Origin of the sequence: Allokutzneria multivorans (genome assembly GCF_039537405.1) — a bacterium.
Lineage (GTDB): Bacteria > Actinomycetota > Actinomycetes > Mycobacteriales > Pseudonocardiaceae > Allokutzneria > Allokutzneria multivorans.
Genome location: NZ_BAABAL010000019.1, coordinates 286,508 through 305,731, shown reverse-complemented (window position 1 = coordinate 305,731; position 19,224 = coordinate 286,508). Strand labels below are relative to the sequence as shown.

The window sequence follows — 19,224 nt, the reverse complement described above, 5'->3', positions numbered from 1 at the left end:
GCACCCTTCGGGTCTTGGTCAGTCCCGCGTTGGAGGGGTCCTTGTGGCGTTGTGGACGGTGCACGGCGACGGCCGCCACCTCGCGGACGGGGACATCGTCGCCCCGAACGAACGGCTGACCTGGCCGCGCACGATCAGCTTCGGTTTCCAGCACGCGGTGACCATGTTCGGCGGCACCCTGCTCGTCCCGCTGCTCACCGGCCTGCCGCCGACCACGGCGCTGTTGTTCTCCGGCCTGGGCACGCTGTTGTTCCTGGTGATCACCCGTGGCCGGGTGCCCTGCTACCTCGGCTCCTCGCAGACCTACGTCGCCCCGCTGACCGCGAACGAGGCCGCGTCGATGGGCGGGCGCACCGGTGGGCTGCTGATCTCCGGCGTGCTCATCACCATGGTCGGCGTCGCGGTGAAGGCGCTCGGCGCCCGCCTGGTCGAGTCGATCATGCCGCCCGTGGTGACCGGTGCCGTGGTGATCCTGATCGGTTTCCACCTGGCGCCGGACGCGGTGAAGTCCTTCAAGACCCAGCCCGGCCTCGCCGCGCTCACCCTGCTCGCCGTGCTGCTGGCCACCGCGCTGCTGCGCGGGTTCCTGTCCAGGATCGCGGTGCTGATCGGCGTGGTGATCGGCTGGGGGCTCGCGGCCGCGTCCGGCGGCCTCGACCCGGCGCGCCTGGCCGCGGTGCACACCGCTGACTGGATCGGGATGCCGCCGTTCGTGGCGCCGGAGTTCCAGCCCGAGATCGTGCTCAGCATGCTGCCCGCCGTGATCGTCCTCGTCGCCGAGAACCTGGGCCACGTCAAGGCCGTCGCGGCGATGACCGGCCGCAACCTCGACGGCAGCGCCGGTGACGTGCTCATCGGCAACGGCCTCGCCACGGCGCTGGCCGGCTCAGGTGGCGGGTGCGGCACCACCACCTACGCGGAGAACATCGGCGTGATGGCCGCCAACCGCGTCTTCTCCACCGCCGCCTACATGATCGCCGCCGTGACCGCGCTGCTGCTGGCGTTCTCGCCGAAGTTCGGCGCGCTGGTCAGCACAATCCCCGGCGGCGTGCTCGGCGGGGCCTCCATGGTCCTGTTCGGGCTGATCGGCCTGGTGGGCGTGCGCATCTGGATGGAGAACAAGATCGACCTGACCGACCCGGTGAACCTCATGGTCGGCGGTGTCGCCCTGGTCGCGGGCATCGGCAACCTGGAGCTGACGATCTTCGGCGCCACCATCGGCGGCATCGCCTGGGGCTCGCTGATGATCATCGTGCTGCACCCCGTGATGCGCGGCCTCAACAACCTCCGCAAAACACCCGCCCCGCCCGCCACGGACTAGCTCGCGCCCGTCGCCGAAGCCCTGAACGACCCGTTCAGTGCGCTCAAGTACCTCAACGGGTCGTTCAGTGCGCTCAACGCACCAAACGACCCGTTCAGTGCGCTCAACGCGTCAAACGGGCCGTTGGAGTGGCTCGCCCCAACCTCCGTTCAGTCGTCACCGTCTCCGCCACGGGCTGCGCGGGGGCTGGGGGAGAGAGACCGGGTTACTCGGGTTGGCAGGTGGGGCAGTGGTAGGTGCTGCGTTGCTGGAGGCCGGTGCCCTGGACGGTGCGGCGGACGGGGGTGCCGCAGCGTCGGCAGGGGCGGCCCCCGCGTTCGTAGACCCAGTGCTGGCGGCCGCGCGCCAGCTCGCCGGTGGTGGACTGCTCGGGGCGGAGTGCGTTGCGCAGCAACAGTTTGCGGGCCAACGCCACCACGCGTGAAGAGTCCACAGTGGACACTGGAGCCCATGGGGAGGCGCCGAGCATGAAGCAGACCTCGGCCTTGTAGAGGTTGCCGACGCCCGCCATCACGCGTTGGTCGAGCAGGGCGAGGCCGAGCTCGCGGGAAGGATCGGCGGTGAGCCTGCGCACGGCCTCAGCCTCGTGCGCGGGGCTCCACGCGGGGTCGAGCAGGTCGGGGCCGAGGTGGCCGACGAGGCGGGATTCCTCAGCGGTGGCAAGGAGTTCCATGTCGTGCAGGCGGAAACCCACGGCAGTGCGTCGCTCCGCGGAGAGGATCGCGCGCACCTGGTGGCCGGGGCCGCGCCACCGCTCGCCGGGCGCGTAGAGGTGCCACGAACCGTCCATGCGGAAGTGCGTGTGCAAGCTCCGCGCATCGTCGAAGCGGAAGAACAGGTGCTTGCCGACGGGGCGCACTTCGAGCACCACGCGCCCGGCGAGGTCCACTGTGGACAGTCGTGGATGACGTAGTTCTCCGCGCTGCAAACGTTGCCCGGCAAGGGCATCGTTGAGCCGCTTGCCCGCGAGGAAGACTGTGTCCCCTTCCGGCATCGGCGTGTCAGTGGTTCTCGAAGGCCAGCTTCACGCCGAGCCCGACCAGCACGGTCGCGGTGACCCGGTCGAGCCAGCGCCGCACGCGCTCGCGGGCGAGCAGCCGCTTGGCGCGAGTGGCCAGCCAGACGACACCGAACAGCCACAGCAGACCGGAGCCCGCGTGCGTGATGATCAGCAGCGCCGCCCAGCCGGTGGTGTTGCCGGTGGCGGGGAGGAACTGCGGCAGCAGGCTGAGGTAGAACACACCGACCTTGGGGTTGAGCAGATTGCTCAGCAGCCCGGCGCGCACGGAACCCCACGTGCTCGTCGCAGAGCTCTCGACCTCGATCGCGGCGGCGGGACGGCGGGACTTCCACAGCGCGGACGCGCCGAGCCAGACCAGGTAGCCCGCACCCGCGTAGCGCAGCACGTCGTAGCCGATCCGGGACGCGGTGAGCAGGGCGGTGATGCCCAGCACGCTCGCCGTTCCCCACACGAGGCTGCCCAGCGAGACGCCGACCGAGGTGGCCATGCCGCCGCGCCGCCCGCCGGTCACGACGTGCCGCAGCACGAGCATCGTGTCCAGGCCGGGCGTGATGATCACGAGCAGCGCGGTGGCCAGGTAGGTGAGGAACGCCGTGGTGCTCACAGGTCAGCCTCCGACTCCTCGAACTCCTCCAGGTCCTGCTCCTTGCGGCGGCTCCGGGCGGAGCGCAGCACACGCGCCAGCAGCAGGTTGAACGCCAGAGCCACCTCGCGCGCCCCCGGGGTACCCCATTGGTGGATGGGCGTGCACGCTCCTTGCGCCTGTTGCACCGCGAGGCGGTCGGGCAGCGACACGGGCATCACCAGCGGGCCGAAGATGTCGCGCAGCTCGTTGATGCGGAACTGGTGCTCGTGCGAGCGCGGGCGCACCCGGTTGACCACCACGCCCAGCGGCTGGAGCTCGGGGTTGGTGTGCTCGCGCTCGTTCTGCACCGCTTCGAAGGCGCGCTGCACACCGGAGACCGCGAAGATCGTCGGTTCGGTGACCAGCAGCGCGCGGTCGGCCGCGACCAGCGCGGAGCGGGTCAGCCTGCCCAGCGACGGCGGGCAGTCCAGCAGCACCACCTGGTAGGGCAGCTCGTCCTCGCTCAACACGCCGTTGACCTTGGCCAACGCGTCGGAGAGCCGGTGCAGCTGCTTCACCCCGGGGTCGTGGTTGTTGTGCGCCTCCCCGTCCTCGGTGCCGACGAGGACGTCGATCTCCTCACCCCAGGCGCTCGGCGCGATGGCGGCGCGCAGTGTCGAGCGGGTCGGGTTCTCCAGGACGTCGAAGAGGCTGGCCTCGGTCTCCTCCGGCTCAAGCGCCGATGTGGCGTTGCACTGGGGGTCGAGGTCGACCACCAGGGTGCGGACTCCGCGTCGCAGGGCCGCCGAAGCCAGGCCCAGCACCACGGTCGTCTTGCCAACACCACCCTTGAGGCTCAGCACTGCCACCGTATGCACGCGTGAAGCCTACGGCCTGGCACAACCGTGCGGCGTGCTCGATTAGGCTTTCCGGTCATGCGACCTGACGCAGTGCACCGCGTGCTGGACGCCGAGCTCCAGGCCGCGCGACAGCGCAGGGGCACGGCTCCGGAGGTCCTCGACGTCGGTGGGGGCAGCGGCGTGTGGGCCGTTCCGCTCGCCGAGCGGGGCTGCCGGGTGACCGTGATCGAGCCCAGCCCGAACGCGCTGGCCACGCTGCACCGCAGGGCCAAGGACGCCGGGGTCGCTGACCTGGTGATCGGTGTCCAGGGCGACACCGAGACCATGGCGGCGCTCGGTGAGCTGGCCCCGGCGGGCGGTGCTGACGTGGTGCTCGCGCACGGGGTGCTGGAGTTCGTCGATGACGTCCAGCTCGCCGTCGCCGCGATGACCGAGGCCCTGCGCCCCGGCGGTGTCGTCTCGGTCCTGGTCGCCAACCGCTACGCCGCCGTGCTGGGCAGGGCGCTCGCGGGCCGGGTGGCGGACGCGCGGCACCTGCTCGACGACCCCAACGGCCGGGTGGGCGCGGCTGATCCGCTGCTGCGGCGCTTCGACCTCGACGGCCTCGCGGAACTGCTCACCGGCGGTGGGTTGGACGTCGAGGTGTTGCAGGGTCACGGTGTGCTCAGCGACCTGGTGCCGGGCGCGGTCCTGGAGGCGACTCCGGGTGCCACCGAAGCCCTCGCGGAGCTGGAGCTGGCCGCTGCCGCGCGGTCGCCGCTGCGTGATCTGGCCACCCGCCTGCACGCGGTGGCCCGCCGCCCCGCCTGAGGCTTCAGCCGAGTCGAAGCGCTTGGAGCGCCACGAACAGCTCGGCCGAGTGCCGGGGATCACGGAACGAACGTCCGGTCAGTTGCTCGACGCGCTGCATGCGGTAGCGGACGGTGTTGCGGTGGCAGTACAGCGCCTTGGCGGTCTCGGTCGTCGAGCCGCCCAGCTGGTACCACCGCCACGCCGTGTCGAGCAGCACCGCGCGGTCCTGCTCCGGTAGCTCCCGCAGTGGCCCGAGCACGCGCTCGGCCAGCTCGCGCGCGATGTCGGCCGCACCCGCGATGAGGGTCGCGACGGGCTGAGCGCCGTGGTGGCGGACCTCGTCGGCGCCCGCTTCGATGCCCGCCGTGGTCAGCCGGGCCAGCCGCACCGCTGCGAACGTCTCGTCGATTCGTTCATAGCAGGGGCTCACGCCGACCCGGCCGCCGCTGAGCGCCTGGTCGAGGCCGTTCGGGTCGAGCTTCGGCAGCGACAGCACGCCGATCCGGTCCTCGTCGGTGTGCCGCCACACGGAGTGCACGCCCAGCTCGCGGAGCCGCCGTTCGGAGCGGTCCAGCTCGTTCTCGGGATCGGCCACCACGACGTGGAAGCGCCCGATGCGGGGCAGCGCCAAGCCCTCGGCGGCGTCGGCCAGGCGCCCGGGGTCCGTCGTCCCGGTCAGCAGCACGTGCAGCAGCGCGGCGCGTTCCTGGTCGGAGCGCCGCGCCCGTTCAGCCACCGTGCGGCGGTAGGACTCCTGGAACGCCTCCGAGTAGCGGTCCAGGCCCAGCCACAGCTCGTCGGCGTGGTCCAGCAGCGCCGCCCGCGCGTGCTCGCCGATGCGGTCGGCCTCCGCGCGCAGCTTCGACCAGATGTACTGCGTGCCGATGCGGTAGCCGTGCAGCACGGCGGGCAGGGGGATGCCCTGGAGCGCGCGCTCACGGCCGTTGTCGGCGGGCACGCTGAGGTCGAGCTGCTCGGCCGTCCCGAGCTGGCCGAGGATCTCGGTCAGGTGCACAACGCAGGTCCGCAGCAGGTCGGCGCGGGAGAGCGTGACCGCCGCGGAGATCTCCGACTCGGCCGCCCACACCAGCTCGCACAGCTCCTCGGACAGCTCCGGCACCCTCGGCAGCAGCGACGTGCTGATCCGCGCCAACGTCCGCCGACCGGGCTCGCTCATGCGCGCGACCTTAGCCACACCGGTGACGTCCTTCGCTCGACCGGAGGAAAACCGCTGATGGCGCGGTGGGCCGGGGTTAGCTTCGCCGCCGAGGAGGCGATGACGATGAAGGTGATGGCGAAGGCAGTGCTGTGCGCTCTCGTCCTGGTGGCGGCGGGGGTGTCCCCGGCGTCGGCCGAACCGAGGTGCGCTCAACCGGCCGAGCGCGCCGGCGTGTGCAACCAGGTGTGCGGCAAGGTCTGCAAGCTCCCCGGAGTCTGCGACGCGCTGTGCGCGGTGATGTGCTGATTGTGCGCGTGCACAACGAGGACGCCACCAACGTGAGGCCCGGGAACGTGGACACCGGCGGCTCCGCCCGCGAAGACTGAGCGGGTGGCAGCTCAGTTCGGGACCTACCAGTCCGAGATCTACCTCCAGGGCCTCGCGGGCGCGGTGCCCCCGTTCACCACCGACCCGACCGCGTTGGAGTCCAGCGCGCGCGAGGTGCTCGAAACGGGGCCGTTCGGCTACGTCGCGGGCGGGGCGGGGTCGGGGGCGACCGTGCGGGCCAACCGCGAGGCGTTCGACCGCTGGCGGATCGTGCCGAGGATGCTCGCCGACGCCACCGAACGCGATCTGCGCACGACGGTCCTCGGGACCGAGCTGGTCGCGCCGGTGCTGCTCGCGCCCATCGGCGTGCAGTCGATCGTGCACCAGGACGGCGAGCTGGCCACGGCCGCCGCCGCTGCCGAACTGGGCGTGCCGATCGTGCTCTCGACCGCCTCGTCGTACTCGATCGAAGAGGTCGCCGAGGCCAGCGGGGACGGCCAGCGCTGGTACCAGCTGTACTGGCCCAACGACGACGACGTCACCGTCAGCATCCTGGAGCGCGCCAAGCGCAGCGGCTTCACCGCGCTGGTGGTCACGCTCGACACGTGGACGCTCGCGTGGCGGCCGCAGGACCTCGACCAGGCGTACCTGCCGTTCATCCGGGGCATCGGCACCGCGATCCCGTTCTCCGACCCCGCGTTCCGCGCGCTGCTCGCACAGAGTCCGGAGGAGGACCGCAACTCGGCGGTGCTGCGCTGGGTGCAGATGTTCACCGGCGTCGACAAGAGCTGGGACCAGCTCGCGTTCCTCCGCGAGCACTGGGACGGGCCGATCGTGCTGAAGGGCGTGCTGCACCCCGACGACGCGCGGCTGGCCGCGGACGCGGGCATGAACGGGATCGTCGTCTCCAACCACGGCGGACGGCAGGTCGACGGAGCCGTCGCCGCGCTCGACGCCCTGCCCGCGATCGCGGAGGCCGTCGGCGACCGCGTGGACGTGCTCTTCGACTCCGGCGTGCGCACCGGCGCCGATGTGATCAAGGCGATCTCGTTGGGCGCCAAGGCGGTCCTGCTCGGCCGCCCCTGGGTCTACGGGCTCGCGCACGGCGGTCGCGAGGGCGTGCGGCACGTGCTGCGCGGCGTCCTCGCCGACCTGGACCTGACGCTCGGCCTGTCCGGAAACCGCTCGCTCGCCGATCTCGGTCGGCACACCCTGATGGAGAAGCCGTGAAGGTTCTCGTCGTCCTGCCCCCGCACGTCGGCGGCATCAAGCTCGGTGGCCTGTTCGCGGGCGCGCTCGGACCGGACTTCGAGGTCACGCCCGTGGAGGACGCGGGCGCCGACGAGGCCGCTCTGCGCGAGGCGGAGGTGATCGTCACCGCGCTCGCCCCGATCACCGCCGAGCACCTCGCGGTCGCGGAGAAGCTGCGGATGGTCCAGTGCGCCAGCCACGGCTTCGACTACGTGGACGCTCGGGCAGCGGCGGCGCGGGGTGTGCGCGTGTGCAACATCGGCTCGACCTCGGCGGAGGCCCAGGACGTGGCCGAGCAGGCGTTGACGTTGATGCTGGCGCTGGCCAAGCAGCTGATCCCCGGGCACGAGGCGCTGCGCGAGGGCGACTGGGCGTTGCCGCGCCTGCAGTTCAGCATCACCGAGCTGTTCGGCAAGACGCTGGGCATCGTCGGCTTCGGCGCGATCGGCAGGCAGCTGGCCAAGCGCGCGCGGGCCTTCGACATGCGGATCGTGGTCAACACCAGGACTCCCGTGCCGGTGGAGGTGATGGGGGAGTTCGGGGTGGCGGCGCGGATGGAGCTGGACGAGCTGCTGGCGGAGTCGGACTACGTCTCGCTCCAGCTGCCGCTGACGGAGGCGACGCGGGGCTTGATCGACGAGCGCAGGCTGGGTCTGATGAAGCCGACGGCGATCCTGGTCAACACCGCGCGCGGCGCGCTGGTCGACCAGGACGCGCTGGCTCGCGCGCTGACCGACGGGCGGCTGGCCGGAGCGGGGCTGGACGTCTTCGACCCGGAGCCGCCGCCCGCCGACCTGCCGCTGCTGCGCGCGCCGAACGTGGCGCTGTCCCCGCACGCCGGTGGTGTCACGCGGGAGTCGATGCTGCGGATCGCCCAGGCCGCGCTGGAGAACGTGCGCCGCTACGCCTCGGGCGCCGACCCGGCGGACGTGGTCGCGGGCTGAGCGCCGTGTGACCGCGACCACTCTCGCGCGAGAGCGTGCTCGCCTGCGGGGCTTGATCTCCGCTTAGTGGGGAATGACAGAACTTTTTATGCAAGGGGCTTTCTTTCCTGTTCAGATATTGCCGTTATCCCGTGAGTTCTCATAGATTCTGCTCGCACTTTCCCTAGCCGCCATGTGTGCGACGGCGTTCCCTGGAGAAAACGTGACGCAGAATCATGTTCCAACGGAGCTCGACTACACCTACGACCACGGCTGGATCGCTTACGAGAGCTGGCCGGTGACGGTCGGCATCACCCCGATCGCCACGGCCTTCCTCGGCTGCGTGGAACGCGTGCAACTGCCGCGCCCGGGCAGTTACGTCACCGCGGGCCTGTCCTGCGGCGAGTTCGAGTCCCGCCAGCTCTCCCGGCCGCTGTACGCGCCGGTCAGCGGCGAGGTCGTCGAGGTCAACACCGACGTCCTGCTCAACCCGTGGCTGGTCGGCCGCGACCCCTACCAGGCCGGATGGCTGTTCAAGGTCCGGCTGACCGAGTGGCCGGAGCACGCGCTCTCCCCGGCCGAGTACGGCCAGCTGACCGAGGCCGAGCCCGAGTACGACCGCGGGCCGGTTGTCGGACTCCCGCAGTAGTCTCGCTCTCGCCTGGTCAGCCAGGTGGCCAGAGCGAGATGACAGGGCGGGGCGGGGATGGGACGCAGCGGTGACCTGCCGAGGGGGTTGCTGGAGCGCTTCCGCGTGCGGGACGGGGTGTTCCCCGAGGACACCGACTGCACCGTGCTGCACGTGGACATGGACGCCTTCTACGCCTCCGTGGAGATCCGTGCCCGCCCTGAGCTGCGAGAACATCCTGTGGTCGTCGGCGGGGTCGGCGGCAGGGGCGTGGTGTGCTCGGCCAACTACATCGCACGCGGCTACGGCGTCCGCTCCGCGATGCCGACCGCGATGGCCCGCAAGCTGTGCCCCCACGCGGTCTTCCTCCCGCCGAACTTCGCCGCCTACCAGGAGGTCTCGGCGGGGATGATGCGGATCTTCCGCGAGCTGACCCCGCTCGTGGAACCGCTCAGCCTCGACGAGGCCTTCCTGGACGTCGCGGGCGCGCTGCGCAGGCTGCGCCGCACCCCCGCCCAGCTCGGCGCCGCGATCCGCGAGCGCGTGCAGGCCGAACACGGCGTGACCTGCTCCGTCGGCGTCGCCGCCACCAAGTTCGTCGCCAAGCTGGCCTCCGGCCTGTGCAAACCGGACGGCATGATGGTCGTCCCGGCAGGCGAGATCATGGACTTCCTCAGCCCGCTGCCGGTCTCGGCGCTGTGGGGCGTCGGCGCCCGCACCGCGGAGAAGCTCACCCAACAGGGCCTGACCAGGGTCTCCGACGTGGCGCGCACCCCGCTGCCGCGGCTGCGCAGGATGCTCGGCAACGCCAGCGCCGAGCACCTGTACGCGCTGGCCAACGGCGTCGACGGGCGGCGCGTGGTCGCCGAGGCGGCGGAGAAGTCGATCGGTGCCGAGGAGACCTTCGACGTGGACCAGACCGACCGCGAGGTGCTGCGCCGCGAGCTGCTGCGGTTGAGCGAGCGCACCGCCGCCTCGCTGCGGGCCAGGGACCTGCGGGCCAGGACGGTCTCGATCAAGGTCCGCTTCTCCGACTTCACCACGATCACCAGGTCGAAGACCCTCCAGGTGCCGACCAATCTCAGCCAGGAGGTCTACCGCACCGCCGCCCGGCTGCTGGCCGAGCAGGTGCCGCCGGGGGCCGTGCGGCTCATCGGCGTGCGTGCCGAGCAGCTCGGCGTCGGCGAGGCCATGGGGGAGCAGTTGACCTTGGACGCCCCTGAGCGCGGCTGGCGCGAGGCGGACGAGGCCGCGGACCTGGCCCGCACGAAGTTCGGGACCGCCGCGATCCGCCCGGCCTCACTGCTGAAGGCCCGCCCCGAGCGCCCGGACCGTTAGTTCCGACGCTTTTCTCACACACCCCCGCTAGCATTTGCCAGCGTTGGCCGTGGTTATACAAACGTCCAATAAAACATCCTCCGTTTCGTACTCCCAACGGGAATGAAAGCGCTTACCCTTCCCGTTGGGAGTACGAAACGGGAAGATCATCGACCGCTCTGGAGAGCCTTCCAGGTGTTGGTCCCGACGACGCCGTCCGCGCCGAGGCCGCGCGCCGACTGGTACCGCTTCACGGCGGCGGTGGTGTTCGCGCCGAACTGGCCGTCGATGTCGAGCTTCGCCGCGACCGCCGCGTTGAGCGCGCGCTGCACCCGGCTGACCGCATCGCCCGACGAGCCGTCCTGCACCTGCGGAGTGCTGCCCGCCGACAGCAGCGCCGTCCACGTCCTCGCGTCGACCGCGCCGGTCGCGGCCAGCCCCTTAGCGGTCTGGAACTTCGACACGGCCGCCGTGGTCGCCGCGTCCAGCGCGCCGGTCGGGTCACCCTCCCCGGTGCTGAAACCGTTGGCGCGCAACACGCACTGCGCCGCCTTGACCGCATCGCCTCGCGCGCCCGCCGCGAGGTCCGGGTAAGCGGAGAAGTCGATCTTCGCGATGGCGCAGCCCTTGCGGCCCGACACCAGCTCGGTGGCCGCCGCCGTGCCGCGCGAGACCGCGCTGGCGTTGCTCTCGATCGGTGAGGCCTTGATGCCGGGGAAGAGGATGTAGTCCACGACCGCGCCGCTGACGCCGCCGTTCTTCGGGTTGGGGTTGATGCCCAGCAGCTCGGCCAGGCGGTAGGAGCCCTCGCCGATCGCGCTCGTCGGGCCGACGTCGCCGACCACCGCGAAGGCGAGCTTGTCCTTGTACACCACGGCCGCCACCGTGCCGCCGGTGATGTTGGCGCCCTTGAAGTTCCACGTCGAGCTGACGCCGGGGACCACCACGAAGGGCAGCTTGTCCGCGATCAGCGGCTTGCCGTTGGACTGGTTCCACGCGGTCTGCGCCTGGAACCACGGGTCGGTGCTCTTGTTGCACTTCGCGGTCGGCTGGCCGTCGCAGACGATGTCCATGTCGGCTCGCCAGTGCACCGCGTTGCCGGTCGCGCACACCGGGACCGTGCGCGAGCCGCCCGCGTCGTGGCCGAACTTTCCGCTGGAGATCTGCTTCGTGCACTTGGCCACCGCTGCCTTGAGCTGAGCGGCGGTCGGCGCCGCCGCCGCGTCCGGTGCTGCCGAGGCGGAGGGGAAGGGGGCGGCGGCGAGCAGCAGGGCCGCGGCCGCGAGCTTCGCGATCGTCAATCGCATGGTCATCACTCCTGGAATGGCGAGGGGAGTGGAAGTTAACCGTGCGATTCCGTCGCAGGCCAGCCTTTAGGTAAGTACTTTTACGAACTGGTCCAAATAGAGTAGCCCCGCAAGGAGTACTACCCTTGCGGGGCTCTGAGCTGCACCTTTACCGCTTGTTAGGCGATTCTTGGGTGTTATCGGGTAATGGCTCAGCCGACCAGTTTTGCCGCTGCGGTGGCCCCGAGAGACTGTGCGGAGGCCTGATTTTCGATCTGGCTGGCCTTGACTCCCGGAAAGAGGACGTAGTCCACGACGGCGCCGCCGATGCCGCCGGTCGACGGGTGCGGGTTGATGCCGAGGAGCTCGGCCAGGCGGTAGGAGCCCTCGCCGATGATCGCGGTCGGGCCGATGTCACCGACGACCGCGTAGACCAGCTTGTCCTTGTAGACCACGGCCGCGACGGTGCCGCCGGTGATGCCCGCGGCCTTCCAGCTCCACTTGCTGCTGATGCCCGGCACCACGACGAAGGGCAGCGCGGCGGAGTTGAGGTGCTTGCCGTTGGACTGCTGCCACGCCGTCTCCGGCTGGAAGTACGGGTCGGTCTGCTTGTTGCACTTGGTCGTGACCTGGCCGTCGCAGTCGATGTCGAAGTCGGCCTTCCAGTGCACCGCGCCGTTGGTCTTGCAGACCGGGATGGTGCTGGAGCCGCCCGCGTCCTGGGCGTACTTGCCGCTGGAGACCTGCGTGGTGCACTTCGCGACGGCGGCCTTGACCTGGGCGGCGGTGGGACCGGCGAGCGCTGCGGGCTCCGCGCCCGCCTGCGTCGTGGTGAGCGCGGAGGCGGCCGTGACCGCGAGCACGGCCACGGCGAACCTGGTGAGCGACTTGTTCATGGCGACCTCGTCCTTGGCAGGGAGAACTTGGCGGGGAGAACGACGAGGGTCAGGGGCGCGCCCCGCCCTCGTAAGGGTCGTTTACCAATACGTGCGCTCGCTTGTCCTCCGCTGGTCCCGCAGGTGGTGGGCGGGCCCCGCTCACCACCCGCGGGCGGCTCTAGCCCACGAGCTTCGCGGCGGACTTCGCGCCGAGGGTCTTCGCTGCGGCGGCGTCCTCGACCTTGCCGACCTTCACGCCCGGGAACAGGACGTAGTCCACGACCGCGCCGCTGGCCCCGCCGGTCTTCGGGTTCGGGTTGATGCCCAGCGCCTTGGCCAGCGCGTACGAGCCCTCGCCGATGGCCCCGGTCGGGCCGACGTCGCCGACCACGGCGTAGACGAGCTTGTCCTTGTAGGTCACCGCGGCGACCGTGCCGCCGCCGATCCCGGCGCCCTTGTAGCTCCACGTCGAGCTGATTCCCGGGACGACCACGAAGGGCAGCTTCTCGGCGTTGAGCGGCTTTCCGTTGGACTGCGTGAATGCCGTCTGGTTCTGCCACCACGGGTCGGTCGACTTGTTGCACTTCGGCGTTTTCTGGCCGTCGCAGTCGACGTCGAAATCGGCTTTCCAGTGCACGGCGCCCTTGGTCTTGCACACCGCGCTCGTGCGCGAGCCACCGGCGTCGTGGGCGTACTTGCCGCTGGAGAGCTGCTTCGTGCACTTCGCCACGGCCGCCTTGACCTGGGCTGCTGTTGGTCCGGCCTGGTCGGCGCTCGCTGGAGTGGCGGTGAGTGCGAACGCGAAGGCGGTCACGACGACCTTGCGCAGGGTTGCGTTCATGGAAAATCCTCTCGGCAGGGAAGAGGTCTTTGCTAAATAATGGCGCAGTCTCCCGAAAATGCAATCAAGGATTTTCTGTGTGCCGCGAAGTGTGCCTTTACCGAATCGCAGGCGGGTCTTGGTCGAATGCTCGTAAAGTCCTTTGCGGTGGTTCCGCTGCCCCAAGGGGCCGGGTCGATGTTCACAGACTTCACGAAGTTGTGAAGTAGGTGTAGCTTCGGTGGACATGGACCCGAACGCGCCCACCACCCTGGACGGACTCCCCCTCGCCCGGCGCTGCCCGCTGGACCCGCCGGAGGAGCTGACCCGCGAGCGCGAGCAGCGCGCGCTCACCCCGATGACCTACCCGGACGGCCACCAGGGCTGGCTGGCCACCGGCAACGCCGCCGCCCGCGCGGTGCTGGCCGACCCCCGCTTCAGCGTGCGCGCCGATCTCCAGCACTCCCCGATCCCGATGGAGGTGCCGAAGGAGGTGCGCACGAAGCCCCAGCCCGGCATGTTCACGCGGCTGGACGACCCCGAGCACGCGCGCTACCGCAGGCAGCTGACCGGCGCGTTCACCGTGCGCCGGATCAGGACGATGGAGCCGATGATCGAGCGCATCGCCGAGGAACTGCTCGACGCCATGGAGCGCGACCACACCGGCGAGGACGCGGTCGACCTGGTCGCCGAGTACGCGCTGCCGTTGCCGTCACTGGTGATCTGCGAGCTGCTCGGCGTCCCGCACGGTGAGCGCGGCGGCTTCAACGAGGACAGCCGGCGGCTGCTGTCGCTGGACACCCCGATCGAGGAACGGATGAAGTCCTTCGGCGCGGTGGCCGCGCTGCTGGCCCGCCTGGTCTCGGAGAAGCGCGCCGAGCCGGGCGACGACCTGCTCAGCGACCTGATCACCGCTGGCGACCTGACCGACGAGGAACTGGTCAACATCGGCACGGTGCTGCTGATCGCCGGGCACGAGACCACCGCCAACCAGATCGGGCTCGGCGTCTACGCGCTGCTGCAGAATCCTGAGCAGCTGCACCGGTTCCAGGGCGATGAGTCCCTGGCGAACAGCGCCGTCGAGGAGATGCTGCGCTACCTGTCGATCATCCACATCGGACCGGTCCGCACCGCGACCGAGGACGTCGAGGTGGCGGGGCAGCTCGTGCGCGCTGGGCAGAGCGTGACCATCTCGGTGCCCGTCGCCAACCGCGACCCCGAGCGCTTCGAGGACCCGGAGCGGCTGGACATCGGCCGTTCCGCGACCGGGCACTTGGCCTTCGGGCACGGCGTGCACCAGTGCCTCGGCCAGCAGTTGGCGCGCTCGGAGCTGCGGATCGCCTTCACCTCGTTGTTCCGCCGCTTCCCGGGCCTGCGGCTGGCAGTGCCCACCGACGCCGTGCCGATGCGCTCGGACATGGCGATCTACGGCGTGCACGCGCTCCCGGTCAGCTGGGATCGCTGAGCTGCGACTTTCCTGTCCGGGCGCGCAGCTGGTCGCGCACCACGCGCCAGCGCTCCAGCAGGCCCGGCAGCTCGCCCTGGACGAACTCGAAGAACTCCAGCGTCTCGGTCATCCTGCGGCCGGCGGGGGAGTCGGGGCCCAACACCTCGATCCCCTCGCGCAGGCTGGTCTCCCAGCGGGTGAGGGCGCGGTCCTTGCGCACGGCGGCCTCGTACCAGACGTCGTCGCGCACCCGGTAGACATCGCGCCGGGAGCCCGGTTCGCGCTCCCGGCTGATCAGGCTGACCTGACCCAGGTAGCGGACCGCCCCGGAGATCGCGGCCGGGCTGACCCGCAGCGCCTCGGCGAGCTCGGCGGCGGTGAGCCTGCCGGAGTCCACCGCGAGCAGGCAGACGAACACGCGCGCGGGCATCCTCGGCCAGCCGCCGTCGGCCAGCACCGAGGCGAAGCGCTCCACGAAGCGCAGGAACGCCTCCGCGTCGCGGCCCTCGATCCGGCCTTCGGTCGTCTCGGTGCTCACTGATGCCTCCTCACGCTCGCCCGGTCAGGGTAACCGCAGCCGGCTGTGGCCGAAGCCGCGCGAAGAACTTCGGAAGCGACTCAACCCCACCCCGGTCCCAGCGGTCTGTCACAACGGGGCCGCCGAGAGGCCCCGGCTAGGCTGCACGGACTTCGGCTGTCGGGAGGCTTCACGTTGCTCACCACCATCTGGGACCGCTTCCGCACCCTGGTGCTCCGCCACGGGGCGGCACTGGTCGTCGCGGCGGTGGTCGCCCTCGTGGCGGTGGTGCTCTTCCGGCTCGCCGACGCCCGGCACGTCTACGAGGACCTCGACGTCTACCGCGCGGCCGTGCAGACCTGGTGGTCCGGCGGTGACATGTACGGCCTGCTGGAGAAGACCGCCGCGGGCAACCACCTGCCCTTCATCTACCCGCCGTTCGCCGTGCTCGTGCTCGCGCCGTTCGCGGTGCTCGCCCGTGACCCCGCCGTCGCGCTGAACTTCGGCATCTCCGTGCTCGCGCTCGCCGCCACCCTGTACGTCGTGGTCCGGCGGCTGTGGCGCTCCGGCGGGCCGAAGGGCGCGTTCGTGGTGACCTCGGCGCTGCTGCCCTTCGCGCTGCTGCTGGAGCCGGTGACCGAGACCCTCGACTACGGCCAGGTCAACCTGTGGCTGATGGCGCTCGTCGCCGTGGACTGCCTCGCGATCTCGCCGAAGTGGCCGCGCGGGACCCTCGTCGGCATCGCCGCCGCGATCAAGCTCACCCCCGCCGCGTTCCTGCTGTACTTCTTGCTGCGCAAGGACTTCCGCGCCGCGCTGACCGTGGTGATCAGCGGTGCCGCCGCCACGCTCGTCGGCTTCGTCATCGCGCCCGGCTCCTCGCTGCACTACTGGCTGGAGGGCGGCGCGTCGTCGATGAGCGGGACCCCGTTCTCGGCCAACCAGACCATCACCGCGATGCTCGTCCGCCTCCAGCCGCCCGTGGTGCTCATGGGCGTGCTGATCGTGCTGCTGTCGCTGCTGGCCATCGGCATGGGCGTGGTGATCATCCGACGCGCCGACGCGCCGCTCGCGGTGATGGCCAACGGGATCGTCGCGCTGCTGATCTCGCCGACCTCGTGGTCGCACCACTGGGTGTGGATCGCCCCGGCCCTGGTCATCATGATCGCCTCGGCGCTGCGGGTGAACAGCTGGGTGTGGCTGCTCGTCGCGGCCGTGACCACCGTCGTCTTCTACGTCGGGTGGCACTTCAAGCTGCCGACCGCGGGCAACCAGGAGCTGCTCTGGACCCCGGGGGAGCACCTGCTCGGCAACTCCTTCGTGATCGTCGGCTTCTGCCTGCTCGCCGCGGGCTCCTACCTGGCCTGGCGACGCCCCCGCCTGCTCATGGCCCGCAGGGACGCCGCCTTCCTCCCGTAGTTCCCTCGCGTTGTGGCACCGCGCCGCGACTGCCACAACGCTTCAAGGACGGCTGGGTTTGCGGCGGTCAACGATGATCAACAGGGGTGTTTGCTGGTCTTGAAGACATCCCGACCCCCAGCGACACCGTGACCGGAACACACGGCTCAACCACGTGCTAGTCGTCGGTGCCCGCGACCAGGGATTCGAGCTTGAGCTCCGGGTGCAGGCGCTGGAGCGAGCCGACCGCGACCGGGTCGGGGAACAGCGCCAGGTCGACGCCGTCGCGGTCGCGGCGCAGGACCTCGGCCCGGCCGCTGCGGTCGACGATCGAGCGCTGCTCGGGCTGCACGAGGATGCGCGCGAGGCGGTAGGGCAGCCGGTCCAGCAACAGCTTCACGCCGAACTCCGCCTCGATGCGGTGCGCGGCGACCTCGAACTGCATCGGGCCGACGGCGGCGAGCACCGGGGCGGCGTCACCGCGCCGGTCGGAGCGCAGCACCTGGACGACGCCCTCCTCCTCCAGCTGCTGGATGCCCTTGCGGAACTGCTTGGCCCGGCCGAGGTCGGAGGGGCGGGCGACGGAGAAGTGCTCGGGGGCGAAGCTCGGCAGCCTCGGGTAGCGCACGGCGGGCTTGCCCACGTGCAGCGTGTCACCGACCTGGAGCGCGTTGGCGTTGACCAGACCGACGACGTCACCGGGAAAGGCCTCGTCCACCGTGTTGCGCTCGCGGCCGAACATCTGCTGCGCGTACTTGGTGCTGAACGGGCGCCCGGTCTGCGCGTGCGTGACGACCATGCCGCGCTCGAAACGGCCGGAGCACACGCGGACGAACGCGACGCGGTCCCGGTGCGCGGGGTCCATGCCGGTCTGCACCTTGAAGACGAAGCCGGAGAACGGCTTGTCGAGCGCGCGCGCCTTCTCGTCGACGTCCACGCGCGGCGTCGGAGCGGGGGAGAGCCGCACGATGCTGTCGAGCAGCTGTCGCACACCCATGTTGAGCACACCGGCGCCGAAGAGCACCGGGGTCGCCTTGCCGGAGAGGAACGCCTCCTGGTCGAAGTCGGAGCCGCTCAGCGAGAGCAGCTCGGACTCCTCGACGGCGCGCGTCCAGTCCTCGCCCTCCTCCTCAGCGGCCCGCTCCGCGCTCATCGTCTCCTCGGTGGCCACCGTCGCGCCGCCCGCGGTCCTGGTGAAGCGGGTGAACTCGCCGGAGGAGCGGTCCAGCACGCCGCGGAAGTGCCCGGCCTCGCCGACCGGCCAGTTCAGCGGCATCGGGGTGAGGTCGATCCGGGTGCTGATCTCGTCGCACAGCTCCAGCGCCTCGCGGCCGGGGCGGTCCCACTTGTTCACGAACGTGATCACCGGGATGCCCCGGTGCCTGCACACGTCGAAGAGCTTCAGCGTCTGCGGCTCCAGGCCCTTGGCCGCGTCCAGCAGCATCACCGCCGAGTCCACCGCGGAGAGCACGCGGTAGGTGTCCTCGGAGAAGTCGGCGTGGCCCGGGGTGTCCAGCAGGTTGATCACGGTGTCGCCGTAGCCGAACTGCAGCGCCGCCGAGGTGATCGAGATACCGCGCGCCTGCTCCATGGCCAGCCAGTCCGAGACCACGCCCTTGCGACCGGCCTTGCCGTGCACCGCGCCCGCCTCGGAGATCACCCGCGCGTGCAGCGCCAGCGCCTCGGTGAGGGTGGACTTGCCCGCGTCGGGGTGACTGATCACGCCGAAGGTCCTGCGGCGGCCCGCCTCCGCCGGGACGGCTGTAGAGCCCTTGCCGGTGGCCGTCGCTTCGTCCGTGGGGTCGAGATCTGGCCCTGTCGCCGTCACCGTGAGCACACTCCAAATCCGCTGAAAATCGCCCGGTGGATACTAGTTCCCGCCCGGCCGGTCACGTTCGCGATCGCCTCCGCTTCACAAAGGCATCACGCCGCGTACCTCCTCCGGGGTGAGTTCTGCGACCTGTTGTGTCGCCGCACCGCCGAACGGAGGACAGCCCGCCGCAGGCCCCCGGAGCGCCGAAAACGGGAAAAAGGCCAGCTCAGCAAGGGTTTTGAGGCGACAGCACCCGGTATCGGCCGCTCCCCCGAGCGGATGACGCTGACAACAGGCTGGCTTCGGCAGTGCCGACCGGGTAGTCGCAGCGTCCCACGGATCGTATCCTCAAGGGTGACGCTCCCAACGGGGGCGCCCGCCGGGTCCGGCGGCAACCGTGACGCCCGGCGCTAGCGAGAAGATGTGCCGGAGGAGGATCCATGCCACTCTCCGAGCACGAGCAGCGACTGCTCGACCAGATTGAGCGCGCGCTCTACGCCGAGGATCCGAAGTTCGCATCGACGGTGCGCGGTTCCCGGCTACGGCGGCCCTCCAGACGGCGCCGCCTCCAGGGTGTCGCCATTCTGATCATCGGTCTACTACTGCTCGTCGTCGGGGTCGCGCTTCCCGTGGCACGGGTCGCGGAGATCCCGGTGCTCAGCGTCATCGGGTTCCTGCTGATGTTCGGCGGGGCCATGTGGGCCCTCTCCGCGGTCGGTCAACGCGACCAGACCGTCGAGGAGGGTGGCGGCAAACCACAGCAGACGACACCACGCCGGAGTTCGTTCGCCCAGCGGATGGAAGAGCGGTTCCGCCGCAGGTTCGACGACAACGGCTAAGCACCGCAACGCACCACCGAGCTCGACCGCGCTCGACCACCAAGGGCTGCCACACCGCCTCC

At 70.5% G+C, this 19,224-nt stretch carries 19 protein-coding genes; 10 read left to right on the top strand and 9 right to left on the bottom strand.

Annotation, left to right across the window (positions count from 1 at the left end; genetic code table 11):
• Positions 1 to 43: 43 nt before the first annotated feature.
• The gene (locus ABD798_RS29305) at positions 44 to 1,321 is read left to right on the top strand and encodes a uracil-xanthine permease family protein (protein WP_344881796.1); all 1,278 of its coding nucleotides are present in this window, start codon (positions 44 to 46) and stop codon (positions 1,319 to 1,321) included.
• Positions 1,322 to 1,526: 205 nt separating this feature from the next.
• On the opposite strand, the gene ABD798_RS29300 is transcribed toward ABD798_RS29305, so the two are convergent.
• From ABD798_RS29300 to ABD798_RS29290, 3 genes are read right to left on the bottom strand one after another with little or no spacing between them, the layout of a single operon-like run.
• On the bottom strand, positions 1,527 to 2,315 hold the full coding sequence (locus tag ABD798_RS29300) for a DNA-formamidopyrimidine glycosylase family protein (RefSeq protein WP_344881793.1): 789 nt from the start codon (positions 2,313 to 2,315) through the stop codon (positions 1,527 to 1,529).
• Between the two features lie 7 nt (positions 2,316 to 2,322).
• Complete coding sequence (locus ABD798_RS29295) at positions 2,323 to 2,946, bottom strand: LysE family translocator (protein ID WP_344881789.1); 624 nt, start codon at positions 2,944 to 2,946, stop codon at positions 2,323 to 2,325.
• Positions 2,943 to 3,785: a ParA family protein gene (locus tag ABD798_RS29290; RefSeq protein WP_344881786.1), complete on the bottom strand. Its 843-nt coding sequence runs from the start codon at positions 3,783 to 3,785 to the stop codon at positions 2,943 to 2,945. The genes ABD798_RS29295 and ABD798_RS29290 overlap by 4 nt, the downstream gene beginning before the upstream one ends.
• A 57-nt stretch (positions 3,786 to 3,842) precedes the next feature.
• Between ABD798_RS29290 and ABD798_RS29285 the strand changes: the two genes are divergently transcribed.
• Complete coding sequence (locus tag ABD798_RS29285; protein ID WP_344881783.1) at positions 3,843 to 4,577, top strand: class I SAM-dependent methyltransferase; 735 nt, start codon at positions 3,843 to 3,845, stop codon at positions 4,575 to 4,577.
• A gap of 4 nt (positions 4,578 to 4,581) precedes the next feature.
• Here the strand turns inward: ABD798_RS29285 and ABD798_RS29280 are convergent, their stop codons facing one another.
• Positions 4,582 to 5,736 carry a PucR family transcriptional regulator gene (locus ABD798_RS29280; RefSeq protein ID WP_344881780.1) on the bottom strand — a complete coding sequence of 385 codons (1,155 nt, stop codon included), beginning with the start codon at positions 5,734 to 5,736 and terminating at the stop codon, positions 4,582 to 4,584.
• A 57-nt stretch (positions 5,737 to 5,793) separates the two neighbouring features.
• Between ABD798_RS29280 and ABD798_RS29275 the strand changes: the two genes are divergently transcribed.
• The 5 genes from ABD798_RS29275 to ABD798_RS29255 all read left to right on the top strand — a co-directional run bounded on the left by ABD798_RS29275 (position 5,794) and on the right by ABD798_RS29255 (position 10,185).
• Complete coding sequence (locus ABD798_RS29275; protein WP_344881777.1) at positions 5,794 to 6,024, top strand: hypothetical protein; 231 nt, start codon at positions 5,794 to 5,796, stop codon at positions 6,022 to 6,024.
• A gap of 84 nt (positions 6,025 to 6,108) precedes the next feature.
• Positions 6,109 to 7,275: a lactate 2-monooxygenase gene (locus tag ABD798_RS29270; RefSeq protein ID WP_344881774.1), complete on the top strand. Its 1,167-nt coding sequence runs from the start codon at positions 6,109 to 6,111 to the stop codon at positions 7,273 to 7,275.
• The gene (locus ABD798_RS29265; RefSeq protein WP_344881771.1) at positions 7,272 to 8,240 is read left to right on the top strand and encodes an NAD(P)-dependent oxidoreductase; all 969 of its coding nucleotides are present in this window, start codon (positions 7,272 to 7,274) and stop codon (positions 8,238 to 8,240) included. The genes ABD798_RS29270 and ABD798_RS29265 overlap by 4 nt, the downstream gene beginning before the upstream one ends.
• Before the next feature lie 202 nt (positions 8,241 to 8,442).
• Positions 8,443 to 8,868 carry a glycine cleavage system protein H gene (locus ABD798_RS29260; protein WP_210408188.1) on the top strand — a complete coding sequence of 142 codons (426 nt, stop codon included), beginning with the start codon at positions 8,443 to 8,445 and terminating at the stop codon, positions 8,866 to 8,868.
• 57 nt (positions 8,869 to 8,925) lie between these two features.
• Positions 8,926 to 10,185, top strand: coding sequence for a DNA polymerase IV (locus ABD798_RS29255; RefSeq protein ID WP_344881765.1), 1,260 nt, complete (start codon positions 8,926 to 8,928; stop codon positions 10,183 to 10,185).
• A gap of 146 nt (positions 10,186 to 10,331) precedes the next feature.
• Here the strand turns inward: ABD798_RS29255 and ABD798_RS29250 are convergent, their stop codons facing one another.
• The 3 genes from ABD798_RS29250 to ABD798_RS29240 form a co-directional block, all read right to left on the bottom strand.
• Positions 10,332 to 11,471: a peptidoglycan-binding protein gene (locus ABD798_RS29250; RefSeq protein WP_344881762.1), complete on the bottom strand. Its 1,140-nt coding sequence runs from the start codon at positions 11,469 to 11,471 to the stop codon at positions 10,332 to 10,334.
• Between the two features lie 191 nt (positions 11,472 to 11,662).
• Complete coding sequence (locus ABD798_RS29245) at positions 11,663 to 12,346, bottom strand: glycoside hydrolase family 75 protein (RefSeq protein ID WP_344881759.1); 684 nt, start codon at positions 12,344 to 12,346, stop codon at positions 11,663 to 11,665.
• Between the two features lie 160 nt (positions 12,347 to 12,506).
• A complete protein-coding gene (locus ABD798_RS29240) occupies positions 12,507 to 13,169 on the bottom strand; it encodes a glycoside hydrolase family 75 protein (protein ID WP_344881756.1) in 663 nt (220 codons plus the stop codon).
• A 226-nt stretch (positions 13,170 to 13,395) separates the two neighbouring features.
• On the opposite strand from ABD798_RS29240, the gene ABD798_RS29235 reads away from it, so the two are divergent.
• A complete protein-coding gene (locus ABD798_RS29235; protein WP_344881753.1) occupies positions 13,396 to 14,613 on the top strand; it encodes a cytochrome P450 in 1,218 nt (405 codons plus the stop codon).
• On the opposite strand, the gene ABD798_RS29230 is transcribed toward ABD798_RS29235, so the two are convergent.
• Entirely contained in the window at positions 14,597 to 15,133 is a 537-nt protein-coding gene (locus ABD798_RS29230; protein WP_344881751.1) for a GbsR/MarR family transcriptional regulator, read from the bottom strand. The two genes, ABD798_RS29235 and ABD798_RS29230, sit on opposite strands and share 17 nt — an antisense overlap.
• 174 nt (positions 15,134 to 15,307) lie before the next feature.
• On the opposite strand from ABD798_RS29230, the gene ABD798_RS29225 reads away from it, so the two are divergent.
• A complete protein-coding gene (locus ABD798_RS29225; RefSeq protein ID WP_344881747.1) occupies positions 15,308 to 16,531 on the top strand; it encodes a glycosyltransferase family 87 protein in 1,224 nt (407 codons plus the stop codon).
• A 157-nt stretch (positions 16,532 to 16,688) separates the two neighbouring features.
• Here the strand turns inward: ABD798_RS29225 and ABD798_RS29220 are convergent, their stop codons facing one another.
• Positions 16,689 to 18,338, bottom strand: a complete 1,650-nt coding sequence (locus ABD798_RS29220; RefSeq protein ID WP_344881744.1) for a peptide chain release factor 3 — start codon at positions 18,336 to 18,338, stop codon at positions 16,689 to 16,691.
• A gap of 425 nt (positions 18,339 to 18,763) precedes the next feature.
• On the opposite strand from ABD798_RS29220, the gene ABD798_RS29215 reads away from it, so the two are divergent.
• Positions 18,764 to 19,162, top strand: coding sequence for a DUF3040 domain-containing protein (locus ABD798_RS29215; protein WP_344881741.1), 399 nt, complete (start codon positions 18,764 to 18,766; stop codon positions 19,160 to 19,162).
• Positions 19,163 to 19,224: the final 62 nt, after the last annotated feature.